The organism is Kovacikia sp. CALU 1929 (assembly GCF_056784235.1).
Genome location: NZ_JBXBCF010000065.1, coordinates 349,658 through 363,634, shown reverse-complemented (window position 1 = coordinate 363,634; position 13,977 = coordinate 349,658). Strand labels below are relative to the sequence as shown.

Genomic DNA, 13,977 nt, shown 5'->3' with positions numbered 1-13,977 from the left:
AAAGCCAAAGGTAAAGCGTGAAAATAAGAGATCCTTCCCTCTCTACACTTTCAACTGTTTACTGGAATCGTCGGGCAATGGGGATTTCCACTGAACTGCTGTGGGCTTTCATCGGTTTGCTGCTGACCATCGGCGGCACCTTTCTGGAAGCCTTTGTGGCAACCCCTACCTGGCAATGGGGAACGAACAGCGTTCAGACTCACTCTCTGGGAGTAACTTACCAAATTGGAGCCGTTCTCTTAGTCGGTTGCCTGGGGGGCAAAAATGCGGCAGTGCTTTCCCAAATTGCCTACCTGCTGTTAGGACTCACCTGGTTTCCTATTTTTGCTCAGGGAGGTGGCATGAGCTATATCAAGGAACCCAGCTTTGGCTACATCCTTGGATTTGTTCCTGCGGCATGGGTCTGTGGATTCCTTGCATTTAAAGCCCTGCCCCGGCTGGAGTCTCTAGCATTTAGTTGCCTCTGTGGGTTGTTGAGTATCCACTTCACTGGCATCGTGTATTTAGTGGTGTCCTATTCTTCCGGGTGGTTAGACAAGGTTCAGGTGCCCTTGCATGAAGCGTTGTTGAAATATTCCTTTTACCCCCTGCCAGGGCAGTTTGCCCTCATTTGTGCGGTGACATTGATTGCCTTTACCCTGCGCCATGCCATGTTCTATTAGTGTTGCAAACACTAAATTTTGCAACATGGGGGTTTGGGGGCTTCGCCCCTAAGAAGGGGTGGAACCCCTTCACCCCTTTCAAAACTTTCGTTTTGCTGTACTAGTCTGCAATGATGTTCAAAAATCGCTATTTCTGGGTTACAGCCCTGGTTGCCCTCGTGCTGGATCGATTAACCAAATTTTTGGTTGTCTACACCTTTCCCTTAACCATTCCTCCCCATACGTTGCCAATTATTCCGGGTGTGTTTCACCTGACCTATGTGGTCAATACAGGTGCAGCCTTCAGTCTTTTTCCCCAGGGTGTAACCTGGCTCCGGTGGCTGTCTTTAGGCGTTAGCGTGGGACTCATGCTGCTGGCGTGGTTTGGTCCCATCCTCAACCGTTGGGAGCAGATGGGATACGGGTTTATTTTGTCAGGGGCACTGGGCAATGGCATCGATCGCTTTGTTCTAGGCAGCGTTGTGGACTTTTTAGATTTTCGTCTGGTTCAATTTCCAGTGTTTAACCTGGCAGATGCCTTCATTAATGTGGGCATTGGCTGCCTGTTAATTGCCACTTTTATGCGGGAACCAAAAAATCGTTCCGGATCTGAGTAACATCATCGGAATAGGATTAAAAGGTTGCCACCTAAAATTCCTGGATTATGCTGGAACTAGATCCTGCATGATAGAGACAGCAGTGCTGGCAGATGAAACAATGGGTAACTCAATCAACGATCGCGACATTCCCCATACCCAACCCCTCGACTCAGATACCATCAGAGTTCGCCCCTGGGGTACAGTGACGCTCCTAGAGGAAGGCTTCCATTACCGGATAAACCGGATTGAGCTATTGCCAGGACATCACATCAGTACTCAAATGCACTATCACCGGAGCGAACACTGGATTGTGGTTTCGGGTACGGCAAAAGTTATCTGTGATGGCAAAGAAAACGTCCTGGTACAAAAGCAGTCAACCTATGTGCCCACCTGTACACCCCATCGAGTTGAAAACCCAGGTGTCATTCCGCTGGTCATGATTGAAGTGCAAAACGGAGAATATCTTGGCGAGGATGACATTACCCGGTTTGATGATGTCGAAACGGGTAATGAAAGGGTTAAGAAATAAGGCATAGGTGCCAGGTGTCAGGGATAGAAAGGGTGGCTCAAGGGAAAGGACACTAAAGAACAAAACCCCTCTCCGATGGGAAAGGGGCTTCAGAAGATTTGCCGACCTGCGTGTGTAGCTATTACATTTTGCTGATAATCCGTTGCACAATTTCTACACCCGTCAACGCCTGCCAGCCAAACAGTCCCAGGATGACCACATTCAAAAAAATGTGGCTGTAGCGTGCCCAGTCTGCGCCCTTCTGCATCAAAGGCGACAGGGATGCCGAAACGGCAATCAATCCCGTCATACCCAAACCAGCCAGCAGGTGGGGACCGACAAACAGCTTGCCATTGTTGAGATAGGTCACTCCCATACCGCCAATGCAACCGATCACCATCAGCGCCAGCACCAGAGAACCGATCTGGAAATGCTTGACATTGTATTTTCCTTTTACCAGCGCCTTCTTTTCATCCCCTTCAGCCGAACGGGTACGACGGACTTTTAGACCCAGGTAGAGAGCATAACAGGTGAGCGCAAACAGTGCCCACATCATTAGCGGATGGAAAAATTGGCTATAAACCTTAACAGATTCTGGGATTTCAAAGCTCATAGGATCGGATTGGAAATGTCAGAGGAACTTTATAAAAATTAGCATATGGCAGGTGTCAGGTGTTAGTACCCTCACCCCACCCTACGGGAACGCCAAAGGCGAACACCCCTCACTCCTCACTCCTTACTTCCTACACTGCCTAATGCAGGAAGTGCCGGATGCCAGTCAACACCATCACAACGCCCAATTCGTTGGCGGCGTTAATGGAGTCCTGATCGCGCAAGCTACCACCGGGTTGGACGATCGCCCCGATGCCTGCCGCGGCTGCCGTGCGGACAGAATCGTCAAACGGGAAAAACCCATCACTGGCAAGAATGGCTCCCTCTGCCTTTTCGCCTGCCTGCTCCAAAGCAATTTTGACTGAGCCTACCCGGTTCATTTGTCCGGCACCGACTCCCAGGGTGGTGCGATCGCGCGTGACCACAATTGCATTCGACTTCACATGCTTACAGATCTTCCAGGCAAACAGCAGTTCCTCTAACTGTGCTGGGGTGGGTTGCTTTTCCGTCACAACTTTCCAGTCGTTTGGATTCGCAATCATATCGTCGGAGGTTTGTACCAGCAGCCCACCAGCAATCACCTTCACAGTTTCTGCTGGTCCCTTTCTTAGATCGGGCAACAACAGCACCCGCACCTTTGACTTGGCACTCAAAATTTCCTGAGCTTCCGGCTCACAATCAGGCGCAACTACACATTCCAGAAAGATCTGGGTTAGTGCCGTTGCCGTTGCCCCGTCAATTGGACGATTCAACGCCACAATGCCCCCAAAGGCAGAGACTGGATCGGCGTTGTACGCCTTGCTGTAAGCCTCTGCCAGGGTATCGCCTAAGGCGGCTCCGCAGGGATTGGTATGCTTCAGAATTGCCGCCGCTGGGGAACTGTCAGAATCGGCAAACTCCGTCATAATGCGTCGGGCAGCTTCCAGATCTACCAGGTTGTTATAGCTCAGTTCTTTGCCCTGAAGTTTCGTTGCCGCCGCCCAGCCAGTAGCCGTGCTTCCGGTTTGGTACCAGGCAGCAGGCTGATGAGGGTTCTCTCCATAGCGCAACGCCTGGATCTGCTGTCCCTGTAGAGCATAGCTTGCTGGTAGCGGATTCTCTGCTGGCTGCTGGCTGCTGGCTGCCGACTCCTGACCTGCCAAATAAGCTGCGATCGCCCGATCATAGTCCCCCGTATGCCGAAAGGCTGCCAGGGCACACGTTTGTCGGAAAAGTAAGGACGCCTCTCCCTGGTTCTGCCGCAGTTCTTGCAGGTATTCCCCATACTGAGCCGGATGACACAGCACCGTAAGGTGGGCAAAGTTTTTTGCCGATGCCCGCAGCATTGCCGGACCGCCGATGTCAATTTGCTCAATTGCCTCTGTCAGGGATACATCGGGTTTGGCGATCGTCTGCTCAAACGGATAGAGATTGACCACAACCAGATCAATCGGGCGGATCTGCTGCGCTTCCAGATCGGCAAGATCCGCTGGCAAATCCCTGCGGGCTAAAATCCCACCATGAATCCGGGGATGCAACGTCTTCACCCGTCCGCCCAGAATTTCTGGTGAACCTGTATAGTCCGAAACCTTTGTGACTGGTAACCCCACCTGTTTCAGCACCGTTGCCGTACCGCCACTACTGATTAAATCAAACCCAAATTCATTGACTAAACTCTGTGCTAGCTCAATTAATCCCACTTTATCCGATACGCTCAGTAGAGCCAGTCGCGCCATGTCACTTCCCTTCCATTAGTCCTCACTCAGTTTACCGGAGGAAAGGGGATGGCAGATGGGGGTAATGGGGAAGAAAGGGAAGGGGGAGAAGTTGAGAGTTGAGAGTGTAAGGGTTAGAAGGATAGGTATTTTCCCTCACTTCCCTTTTACCTGACCGGCGATGGAATTCGGTCTGGAAGAATTTGAGGTCTAACGGTAGGGGTGGTTTCGGGCGTGGCATCTAAGGGGACTTCGATTGAACCGCCAGTCCCATCGGTTGATGGCTGGGTGGGGGCGAGAGGTTGGGCAGTCACCCCGCTTGGAGCCGCAGGAATGGGCTGGGAGGGAGTGACTACAGGGGGAGCGGCAGGGCGTGGGGTGGTGGCAGTGGTAGAGGGAGTAGGGGTGAAACCGAGCAGAGTTTTAGCATTCTTGTAGTAGACTGCCCAACGCCGAGGATCTGGGAACCGGCTCCATTGGGTACGGGTGGCTTCCAGAGAAAGAACTGGGGCAATTCTAGAAAGGTGTTCGGCAGAGACAATGATCAGTACATCGCTGACCAAAATATCCCGGTCAAAATTGCGTTGGGCACCGGCTCTGGCGACGGCTTCTGCCCGACGTAGTAAGGCTTCAAAAGACTCTCCTTGCTCCACGCTGAGTGTAATGGAGAGCCGTCCGGTGTATGCCTGGACAGGAACAGGTGCGATCGCTCCAACAACCAACCAGCCACCCGTCAGGCTCAATAAAGCGGCAACTCCTATGGGAGCCGCCTTTCTTTTCAGCCAATACTGACTAGCGATTTGAATTGTGCCTTGAAATGAGTTGGATAGACGCATACTTCTGGCTCCTTTCCGAGCATGGACAGCACAAGTGGGGTGTTTCTATCTTGCCCTCAACTTACAAATTTGGCGCAATTGTTGCAGGGCTAGAAGAGGGAAAATGAAAGGAAATCAGGACTAGTCCGCCTCGTAGGTTGGGGTTCCTGTCGTCAACCCAACCTATAAGATCGGCGATCGCACTTTTGTACACTTTGAAAGAGCTTTTTGAGGAGTTGCTTCAACTCAAAATTCAGATGATTTTTTGGTTGAAGTATATAACTCTAAAAGCGATTCGGATTTGTCGGTGGTAGCTCTGCATTTTGAGGCTTCACTCAAGAAAGAACATTATCTTGAAATTGCTTATAAACCTACTTCTGGCGATCTAGCTCGTGATGCTAGAGCAACTGCTTCAGAGATATTAAAGAATGCAAATTATTGGCTCACCAAACAAACACAGCTTGCTAGCAACTGTACCCTACCAGCAGTCATTCTCACTGCTGGTAGGGTACTGACTTCATGCATTCAATTTTCCGCAGCAATTCTCATTATGGAAATTCAACTGGTATTCGGTGGGATATTTAGCTCTAGCTCTTCCAGCAAGAAGGTGAGCAGATGATCCCAACTATCGAAATATATGTAGCGGGTTAAAGCCCGCAAATCATCAAAGAAGGTCTTGCACGTGGGCAGGTGCGCTCGTAATAGCTTGTACTTCTGGTCGAGCAACTCTAGCAACGTATGAAATAGGAGAGACAGGATGTTGAGGGTCGCCAGGAACGAGGCGAGATGCTGCTTTCCGTGCCCAAAATTGTGTTCCAGGTTATACGACCAGATAGAGGACAACTCGGCAAACCTCGTTTACCGTTAAGAAAGCGCACCCAAGGGTCGGGTTGATGGGGATCTGCCGTCAGGGTACTCAAATGCCAGAACTTGCCGCTTTTTTCTAAGGTCGTTAAGTCAATCAAAATGCGGATCGGTATTTTGACATGAGGCAGATGAGTGGCAATCTGCTGTAATATCCCCTGACGAGTCGTGCCAATCCCACTCCGAGTAGACCAGGTATAGTGATTGAGAAATCGACTTAACGAACTGGCGGATTTGACTGCGGTATGGGAGGGTAAGGCATGACCTTGAGCGTCTAGGAACAACCCCAATAGAGCCTTGAGACTGGCTTTTTGATCAGCACTAGGCATCAGGCAGAGGAGCCTTCCACTAACCCTTGGACGTGTTGAAGAATGGTTTCCATGACCGTCTTCTGTTTTTTTGGTATACCCCTTCTTTCAGATTTTGTCTCTTTTGGCAACTCTTACTGAGAATGCTGCAAGATCTCAGATAGCCTGAGTCACCGCTCATGGTTCCTATAATCACCAGCAGCATAACGACCCAAAGGGGATACTCGGGTTTAGACCGGAAGTCTGGAATCTGTTGAAGGTGCTCAATGAGCTTCATGATTGAGAAATGGAGTGGTCGCTTTCTCCATTTCCTATTTCCTACGCCCAATGAATCAGCCCTGGGGGGAGAGGGGAGCTAGAATTCTTGTCCCATTCGCCGCAGGGATAGGGCAAAAGCTTCTCTACTACTGATTAAGCATATTTTTTGTATTTACACTTACAAGCAATGTAGGCACTAAACCTGTCTTTTGACAGACACCGAACCCGCCCTGTGACAGACCAGTTAATCTTTAACAATTAGTAAAATTTATTGATGGCTGTTCAAATATCAACGAGGTATTTCTGCAAATTTAATAGCTTTTATAACTTTAAATTCGGGGAATGGCAGTGCGCCCTGGCAGGAGATAAGCAAGGCATTGCTGAATGTATGGATGATTGAGCCTACCTTGCGGGAAGCAAGCTACATCCCCCAATCCTTCTCCCCAGGAAGAAAGAAAGCAATTAGAAATTTTGTTCCCTAGCCCAAAGGGCTAAGACTAGGGTGAGGGCAGATTTTTTGGTTCATATTTAGATTCAGCAACGCCGACAAACACCCGTTTCTGTGGCGACCTTCTGCTAAACCACACATATCTGAAACAATCTACAAGACTTGTAGAGTTCCGCTCAATCTTTAACAAATTTCAGGAGATAACTATGCACAAAGGTGATCAGAATAGATTTAAAAGAATCCTTGGAATCGTTGGGCTTGCAGGTGTAACGACCTTGGTAGGCTATTCAATTCCAGCATTGTTTCATTCTCAACTTGCGCTGGCTCAGCAAACCGGCACTGGGCAGGTAGGGGCTCCTGGTAATGGTGCAACGCCTGGTACAGGTTCCGCTGGCACCGGCACTTACCCAACGCCTGGTTCTGTTACTCCCGGTACATACATCAGCCCCGATGCAACCAATGGGGGTGGCAGCACTACGGGAACGGGAACCTTTCAAACGCCCGGTTCTGTTACCCCTGGTACGTTTAACAGTCCATCTGGCACAAACTTTGACGGCACTCCGGGTACAGTGGCTCCTGGTACGGCGGCTCCTGGCACAGCAACTCCTGGCACAGCGGTTCCCGGCGCGACTGGGGTTGAAACTGTTCCTGGTTTCGTCTCTCCCGGCACAAACACTGTTGAAACACCTGCTGGCACGGCGGCTCCTGGTACGGTGGCTCCCGGTACGGCGGCTCCTGGCACAGTAACTCCTGGTGCGGCGGCTCCCGGTACGGCTGCACCGGGAACTGCTGCCCAAGGCACAACAACTCCGGGGACTACGACTCCCGGCACCGTAACCCCTGGGACCACTGCTCCGGGGACGGTAGCTCCGGCTCCGGCTACCACCACTCCCAATACAACTGCGCCTGCTACCACTGGGACAACGGATACAATCAACGGGGATGATGAACCTGGAGCCGTTAGAGCACTCTGGTAAATCTGAATCTGGGTCTGAAAAATTAGCATTGCTGATTCTGGACATGGAAAAAGTTGCTAAATGCTTGAAACCTCGTTTCAAGCATTTAGCTTTTCAGCAACGCCAACATCACTTAATAAACTTAACGAGGTACCTTAGTACCAGAATTGGTTTGACTTGCTGGAGCAGCTTGTTTGACTAAGCTGCTGGTTTGCTGAGATTGTTTGACTAAGTCATTGATTTGCTGCGATTGCTGCGATTGCTGATAGCCAATGAAGGTACTCAAACACAAGAGGATGAGAAGTACAAATCTTTCAAGCTTGATTGAAAGGCGGGGAAAAGAGTTTTTGCGCCTTGAGCTACCTTGACCTCCTCATTCTCAACGTCCTGCAACTCTTTCGGGAATCGGCGTTGCTGATTTTGGGTATGAATTGAGAGTAGTATGAGTTGGAACGAAGTTCCAATTCATACTGCTATTAGCACCACCTTCTGGAATCTGGCTGCAATGGCGCGGTTGATTTTTCCATCAAAATTTGCAAAATCCAGATTCACTGCGGGTTTAAGAGGTTCTTTATCGGACACAGCCTGCAACTCTTTCGTCTTCGCGATTGTTATCGCTATACGTCTCGCGAGGCAAGATCCCGCTTCTACTGACCTGAGCAAGTAAGGTTGGCAATCCCCAAGCTACGTTTAAGAAACGTCGCCCCTATGGCTAAAAGCTTTGAAGTTATTAGGATAATGACCGATGTTCCGACTAAAGGGAGATGCACATCCCTGCCTTAAACGAGATCTTAAAAGCTAGAGCGGTTCTATATCAGCTTCCTATAGCAGTCCTATCTCATTTGTGAGAATGAGAGGCTTTGCGAGAAAGGATATCCTGGGAATCTTTTCTCACAAACCAAATGGGATCGCTATAGTCGCGTGTTATTTCGGAAACTGGCAGCTTGTACACAAGCTTAGGCCCACGTTAGGAGAGCATATGGTTTACACTACGTTTTTGCCAATGCAGCAATGGATAAATCAGTTTTGGGTTGCACAAGTGCCAGTTGCACCAGAACCTGTAACACCAGAAGCTGCATCGGTATTATTTTCAGGACCTCAATTTTTCATTGCCTTAATTTCGGGCATTTTGCTGGCATTTGCGATGCAGCTTTTGCTGACCAACTTGTCTGTCGCCGCAGGCATTTCTTTTCTGGGGCGTTCTTCTGATTCGGACGATCGCGATTCCGATGGCGAGGATATGGGAGCAACAATCCGCAAAATCGGCACAGGTGTTGGGATTTGGACACTGGTCACGGTATCGATCGCGCTATTTTTTGCCTGTTATCTTGCGGTGCAGTTAAGCCTTTTGTCAAATTCTATTTTGGGTGCCATTGTTGGTCTGGTCATTTGGGCAGCTTACTTTACGCTTTTAGTCTGGGTCAGTTCAAGCACTGTTGGCTCTTTAATTGGCTCAGTGGTCAATGCGGCGACTTCCGGTTTTCAAGCAATCTTTGGTGCCGCGACCGCTGCGATTGGTAGCAGAGCCGCCAAGAATCAGGTTATTTCAACAGCGGAAGCCGTTGCCTCAGCCGTTCGCCACGAAATGGGTTCAGCCATTGATCCGTCCAGCATTCGCGACTCGATTGAGGATTATGTTCACCGGATTCAGCTACCGAATTTTGACTTGTCTCAAATTCGTAGAGATTTTGAAGTCTTACTGAATGATCCCGAAGTTGCTGAATTAGCAGATCAGGATCGCCTGCGTCACATCGATCGCCAAACCTTTGTCGATCTGGTCAGTAATCGGACTGATTTCAATCAAGCAGAAGTGAATCGGATTGCTGATTTGCTGGAAGGCGTTTGGCGGCAAACCTTAGGTCGCAAACCTCAGCGTGATTCCATGACAGAAATTGCTGATTACCTGCAATCAACTAAGCCCGGAGATCTGCAAGTTCAAGAACTGAATGCCAAGCTAGATCGACTCCTGGCAGAACGATCGAGATCGCAGCCATCAGGCAAGGATCAAGGCGACTCTCCTGGCTTTTTGCAGCAAACGGTTCAACTGGGCATGAATTCCATGATTGGGATGCTGATTGGGCGTACCGATCTTTCTGATCTGGATGTTGAGAAAGTCATCGATCGCTTAAAGGGTGCTCCCGACAGAGTTTCAGAACAAACGAACAAAGTAGTTGCTCAACTCAAGGGCGACACTGCCGGTACGCCTGCTTATAGCCCCATTCGCAATGATGTGGAGCAATACTTACTCAACAAACACTCCTGGCAGATGAACCCGACGATGGTTAATCGGGAGTTTCGTGAGGTTTTGTATGATCCCAACGCCGATCCAGGCGCAATCGCGCAGCAGTTGTCCCAACTGAATCGCTCCTATTTTGTTGAATTACTGGCTTCTAGAGGCGTTTTTACAGAGGCAAAGATCCAACAAATTGCGGATCAGTTGGAATCGATTCGGCGGGATGTTTTTTCAGGGGCAATTGCTGCCAGGGAAATTGAAGCAGAAGTAGACTTGAAGCAACGGATTGAAATTTATCTGACGCTGACACCGAAGGAGCAACTGTTCTCTGAGGATACACTTCCAGCCTTTAAGGCATTATTGGAAGATGATGAAGTGAACTATGACGCATTGAGTCGTCGGTTGCAGCCCTACAATCGGGAAACCTTGCGGGAAATTCTGATGCGGCGATCGGATATCACTCCGATTGAGGCGGAAGGGATTCTCAAGGCACTGGAAACTACCCGCGATCGCGTCCTGCTAGATTCCCGCTCCCTGAACGAGCAAGCCAGTCAGAAATTAACCGAATTTCAGGGACGGTTGCAATCATATCTGCGCAACACTGGCAAAGCAGAACTGAACCCAGAAGGGATTAAGAAAGATCTACAACTATTGTTGAATGATCCCCAATTGGGCTTACAGGCGCTCCGGTACCGGGCTTCTCACTTTGACCGCAGTACCCTGGTGCAACTCCTGCGCCAGCGGGACGATATCAGTGAAGCAGAGGCAAATCGCATTCTGGATGATGTCGAATCAAGCTGGTATGGGTTTGTTCATTCCCCTCGCGCCATTGTTGATGCAGCGAAAGACCAGTACGACCAAACCTTGCATTCGATCTCAGACTATCTCCGTCGTACCAATCTGGAAGAGCTTAACCCCGACGGCATTCAGCGTGACCTGAAAACCCTGCTGGAAGATCCCAAACAGGGTACCTATGCCCTGCGGCGGCGCTTGTCCAGGATTGACCGGGAAACCCTGGTGCGGCTGCTCAGTCAGCGAGACGATCTAAGTGAGGCACAGGTCAACCGAACCATCGATCAAACCTTGGAAGCCATTCGTCAGATTGTGCGTTCTCCCCGGCGGTTGGCGTTGCGCACTCAGCAATCGGTGATAGATTTTGAAGCCAGCATTGAGGATTACCTGCGGAACACGGACAAGGAAGAACTGAATCCCGAAGGAATTAAACGCGATCTGGGAATGCTGGTTCAGTCTCCCAAATACGGATTACAAAACCTGGGCGATCGCCTCTCTCGTTTCGACCGTTCGACCCTGGTTGCCCTACTGTCCCAGCGTAAGGACATGACAGAAGCAGAAGCAAATCGCATTGTCGATCAAATCGAAGCAGTCCGTAACCAGGTGGTTGATCAAATGCGGCAGGTTCAGTACAAGATTCAGGAAGTGATTGACCGGATCTTTGCTCGCATTCGGAATTACCTCAACTCTCTGAATCGACCAGAACTGAACTATGAGGGCATTCAACAGGATGTGCGCACTCTGTTTGACGATCCCCAAGCCGGTTTTGAAGCCCTGCGATCGCGGCTCAGTGATTTTGACCGGGGAACTTTAGTTGCCATTATCAGTTCTCGCCGCGACATTTCCGAAGCTGATGCCAATCGGGTGATTGATCAAATCGAGTCGGCACGGAACAGTGTGTTACAACGGGCTGAACGCATTCAAACGGAAGCCCAACGGCGAGTGGAAGAAGTGAAACTGCAAGCCCAACGCCAGATGGAAGAGACTCGCAAAGCAGCCGCTGCGGCTTCCTGGTGGTTGTTTATCACAGCATTAGTTTCCGCCATTGCAGCCGCTGGAGCTGGGGCGATCGCCGCTGGTTAATCCACCTGATAGCTGTCGCCGAGGATTAGGAGCAATGGCAGATGTCCAACCTGGCTTCACTCATCTCTCCCTCCCTAACGTCGAGTATTGCTGAATCGAGATATGAACCGGAAAACCTGCCCTCACCCTAGCCCTCACCCGTTTTGGGCTACGGTGTATACAGATCTCGGCTTCGTTAGAAACTGGCTCTGGGGGACTTCCCCCCAGTCCCCCGCCTTTTGGGGTCCTAACTCCCCCAAACCCCCCGCAAGGGTCTAGCGTTGGGGCTTCAAGCCTAGGGCGACGAGAATGGCTCAAACATTGCCTCAAACTTCAAAAACCAACCGCTCCCCTTGCCACCCGTTTGCCCTTGCTTGAAGACCCAGTAGGATGAAGGTTGCGATTGACGCCGAGATCGCATCGTTTTGGAGGGGGTGCGGGGGACGCAACCGTCACCCGCCACGGGGGGGTTGGGGGGCAGCCCCCCAAGCAGGGTTTTGGCATTCACCGTTGACTCTGCGATCACCTACCGATTCAACTTTCACCCTTGTGTATACACGGTAGCCCAAAGGCGAAGGAACAAGATTTCTAGCTCCCTTCTCCCCAGGGAGAAGGGTTGGGGATGAGGGTAAATCATACATTCAGCAATGCCCATACAACACGTCCAGCAACTCAATTCCCCTTCTTCCATTGCTGGGAGAAGGGGTTTTCCAGGAAAACGAATGGCAAACCAGATTCTTGCAAACCTGCAACAAATTTTAGAAACTAGCGACCCACCGGATAGCGTGTTTTCTGCTTTACTGCCGGTACTGGGTGAAGGATTAGGATGCGATCGCTGCTTTCTATACCTGCGTAACCCCCACACCCAAATGGGCAAAGTGACCCACTGCTGGCGGCGCAATTCCCAATTCCCTGAAGTGATGGATCCCGACTGGAAACCAGAACCCAAGTCGCTACCGGACGAAGATCCCCTCTTTGCCGCTGCCCTGCGAGCCGAGCCTGCCATTTTCGTAGAGGATGTTGAAACTGCCAGTCCCCAGGTCGTTAACCGTACCTTCGAGCATCAAAACTTTGGGCACCGGGCACTCATTCACGCCCACCTGCGCCAGAACGGTCTGCTCTGGGGAGTTTTGCAACCCTGCATCTTTGAACATCCCCGCACCTGGACTGAACGCGATCGCTCCATCATTGCCCAGGTTGAGGCAAAACTAACTCCATTAGTAATTGCATATGTAATGGAGTAGTCATTATTCAGTAGTTATTGACCAATGACCATAAACTTCAAAACTCTCAACTCAAAACTCTCAACTCAAAACTCTCCCCCTCCCCCTTAAATCATGATCGTCAATCTCGTCGAAAACGGTTGGGAAATCATTTACCACCGTGCCCATGCCCTACTTGCAGCTCAAATGGCGGGTCACTGGCGTAGAGCCGATGCTCCGGAGCGGTGGTATGAAACCCTGGCAGCCATTTCTCACCATGATGATCTGGAACAGGAGTGGGAAGGCAACGAACTAACCGAAGCTGGGGCACCGTTAGACTTCACCCTCAACCACAGCGCTGAGATTGAACCCTTAAAACAGCACATTGCCAATGCCCGTTACCGGGGGCGTTGGGTGACGCTATTAATCTCTAAACACGTTTGTTTTTTGAATCAGGATAAATGGGGCACCTCTCAGGAATGGGATGCCTTCCTCAACGAACAGATACAAAATCAGGAGCAATGGCGACAGGACCTGGGGATTGAAAAGGAAGATACGGAGCGGGCTTACCAGTTCATGCGCTGGTGCGATCGCCTGTCGCTCATCCTGGCTCAAAAACAGGTTCCCGCCGCTGGAAGATCCCTTGAAATTACCAGTGGGATTGATGGTCAACGCTACGACGTGCGGGAACTGAGTGACGAACGCCTAACCGTAGAACCCTGGCCCTTTGAAGAGGATGAATTTACCGTGAATGTAGAAGCCAGTTGCCTGACGGAACTCAAATTTGCCGACAATGATGCCCTGGTCAAAGCCCTCCTGGAAGCTCCCATCAAGCTTCTGGAATGGACATTTGTTGAAAGTGATTGATGTCTGCGATCGCTCGGTCATCGTTGAGGCACCGGCTTCAGATTTGTGCCATCCACAACGTAGATACGGTTAATCACAGCCTTGTTATCTTCGGGATCTAGAGCCACCCCGAAAATAA

General features: G+C 50.4%; 13 protein-coding genes and 1 pseudogene. 8 read left to right on the top strand and 6 right to left on the bottom strand.

What is annotated here, in order from left to right:
• The first annotated feature begins 17 nt into the window (after positions 1-17).
• From AC1S52_RS13395 to AC1S52_RS13385, 3 genes are all read left to right on the top strand, one after another.
• Positions 18-662, top strand: a complete 645-nt coding sequence (locus AC1S52_RS13395) for a biotin transporter BioY (RefSeq protein WP_482029514.1) — start codon at positions 18-20, stop codon at positions 660-662.
• A 110-nt stretch (positions 663-772) separates the two neighbouring features.
• The gene (gene lspA, locus AC1S52_RS13390; RefSeq protein WP_482029513.1) at positions 773-1,258 is read left to right on the top strand and encodes a signal peptidase II; all 486 of its coding nucleotides are present in this window, start codon (positions 773-775) and stop codon (positions 1,256-1,258) included.
• A gap of 67 nt (positions 1,259-1,325) precedes the next feature.
• Entirely contained in the window at positions 1,326-1,769 is a 444-nt protein-coding gene (locus AC1S52_RS13385; protein ID WP_482029512.1) for a phosphomannose isomerase type II C-terminal cupin domain, read from the top strand.
• Between the two features lie 121 nt (positions 1,770-1,890).
• Here AC1S52_RS13385 and AC1S52_RS13380 read toward each other — a convergent pair whose 3' ends face one another.
• The 3 genes from AC1S52_RS13380 to AC1S52_RS13370 all read right to left on the bottom strand — a co-directional run bounded on the left by AC1S52_RS13380 (position 1,891) and on the right by AC1S52_RS13370 (position 4,890).
• Positions 1,891-2,361: a DUF4079 domain-containing protein gene (locus AC1S52_RS13380; RefSeq protein WP_482029511.1), complete on the bottom strand. Its 471-nt coding sequence runs from the start codon at positions 2,359-2,361 to the stop codon at positions 1,891-1,893.
• A 139-nt stretch (positions 2,362-2,500) separates the two neighbouring features.
• Entirely contained in the window at positions 2,501-4,075 is a 1,575-nt protein-coding gene (gene purH, locus AC1S52_RS13375; protein WP_482029510.1) for a bifunctional phosphoribosylaminoimidazolecarboxamide formyltransferase/IMP cyclohydrolase, read from the bottom strand.
• A gap of 146 nt (positions 4,076-4,221) precedes the next feature.
• Entirely contained in the window at positions 4,222-4,890 is a 669-nt protein-coding gene (locus AC1S52_RS13370) for a hypothetical protein (protein ID WP_482029509.1), read from the bottom strand.
• Between the two features lie 244 nt (positions 4,891-5,134).
• On the opposite strand from AC1S52_RS13370, the gene AC1S52_RS13365 reads away from it, so the two are divergent.
• Positions 5,135-5,488 carry a hypothetical protein gene (locus AC1S52_RS13365; RefSeq protein ID WP_482029667.1) on the top strand — a complete coding sequence of 118 codons (354 nt, stop codon included), beginning with the start codon at positions 5,135-5,137 and terminating at the stop codon, positions 5,486-5,488.
• Here the strand turns inward: AC1S52_RS13365 and AC1S52_RS13360 are convergent.
• Both AC1S52_RS13360 and AC1S52_RS13355 read right to left on the bottom strand, forming a co-directional pair.
• Positions 5,428-5,694 (bottom strand): annotated as a pseudogene (locus AC1S52_RS13360) (ISNCY family transposase); the annotation flags it as partial. The gene AC1S52_RS13365 and the pseudogene AC1S52_RS13360 sit on opposite strands and share 61 nt — an antisense overlap.
• Positions 5,598-6,062: a hypothetical protein gene (locus AC1S52_RS13355; protein WP_482029666.1), complete on the bottom strand. Its 465-nt coding sequence runs from the start codon at positions 6,060-6,062 to the stop codon at positions 5,598-5,600. The pseudogene AC1S52_RS13360 and the gene AC1S52_RS13355, both read right to left, overlap by 97 nt.
• Positions 6,063-7,022: 960 nt before the next feature.
• Between AC1S52_RS13355 and AC1S52_RS13350 the strand changes: the two genes are divergently transcribed.
• Complete coding sequence (locus tag AC1S52_RS13350) at positions 7,023-7,724, top strand: hypothetical protein (protein ID WP_482029508.1); 702 nt, start codon at positions 7,023-7,025, stop codon at positions 7,722-7,724.
• Positions 7,725-8,682: 958 nt separating this feature from the next.
• A complete protein-coding gene (locus AC1S52_RS13345) occupies positions 8,683-11,811 on the top strand; it encodes an MFS transporter (RefSeq protein WP_482029507.1) in 3,129 nt (1,042 codons plus the stop codon).
• A 274-nt stretch (positions 11,812-12,085) separates the two neighbouring features.
• Here the strand turns inward: AC1S52_RS13345 and AC1S52_RS13340 are convergent, their stop codons facing one another.
• Entirely contained in the window at positions 12,086-12,316 is a 231-nt protein-coding gene (locus AC1S52_RS13340) for a hypothetical protein (protein WP_482029506.1), read from the bottom strand.
• 196 nt (positions 12,317-12,512) lie between these two features.
• Between AC1S52_RS13340 and AC1S52_RS13335 the strand changes: the two genes are divergently transcribed.
• Both AC1S52_RS13335 and AC1S52_RS13330 read left to right on the top strand, forming a co-directional pair.
• On the top strand, positions 12,513-13,034 hold the full coding sequence (locus AC1S52_RS13335) for a GAF domain-containing protein (RefSeq protein WP_482029505.1): 522 nt from the start codon (positions 12,513-12,515) through the stop codon (positions 13,032-13,034).
• 93 nt (positions 13,035-13,127) lie between these two features.
• Positions 13,128-13,859 carry a DUF3891 family protein gene (locus tag AC1S52_RS13330; RefSeq protein ID WP_482029504.1) on the top strand — a complete coding sequence of 244 codons (732 nt, stop codon included), beginning with the start codon at positions 13,128-13,130 and terminating at the stop codon, positions 13,857-13,859.
• Positions 13,860-13,977 lie beyond the last annotated feature (118 nt).

Bases quoted from the DNA above. Each gene is read 5' to 3' on its own strand.
- AC1S52_RS13370 (WP_482029509.1), bottom strand. From the start codon at position 4,890: ATGCGTCTATCCAACTCATTTCAAGGCACAATTCAAATCGCTAGTCAG.
- lspA (WP_482029513.1), top strand. From the start codon at position 773: ATGATGTTCAAAAATCGCTATTTCTGGGTTACAGCCCTGGTTGCCCTC.
- AC1S52_RS13380 (WP_482029511.1), bottom strand. From the start codon at position 2,361: ATGAGCTTTGAAATCCCAGAATCTGTTAAGGTTTATAGCCAATTTTTC.
- AC1S52_RS13385 (WP_482029512.1), top strand. From the start codon at position 1,326: ATGATAGAGACAGCAGTGCTGGCAGATGAAACAATGGGTAACTCAATC.
- AC1S52_RS13355 (WP_482029666.1), bottom strand. From the start codon at position 6,062: ATGCCTAGTGCTGATCAAAAAGCCAGTCTCAAGGCTCTATTGGGGTTG.
- AC1S52_RS13335 (WP_482029505.1), top strand. From the start codon at position 12,513: ATGGCAAACCAGATTCTTGCAAACCTGCAACAAATTTTAGAAACTAGC.
- AC1S52_RS13345 (WP_482029507.1), top strand. From the start codon at position 8,683: ATGGTTTACACTACGTTTTTGCCAATGCAGCAATGGATAAATCAGTTT.
- purH (WP_482029510.1), bottom strand. From the start codon at position 4,075: ATGGCGCGACTGGCTCTACTGAGCGTATCGGATAAAGTGGGATTAATT.
- AC1S52_RS13330 (WP_482029504.1), top strand. From the start codon at position 13,128: ATGATCGTCAATCTCGTCGAAAACGGTTGGGAAATCATTTACCACCGT.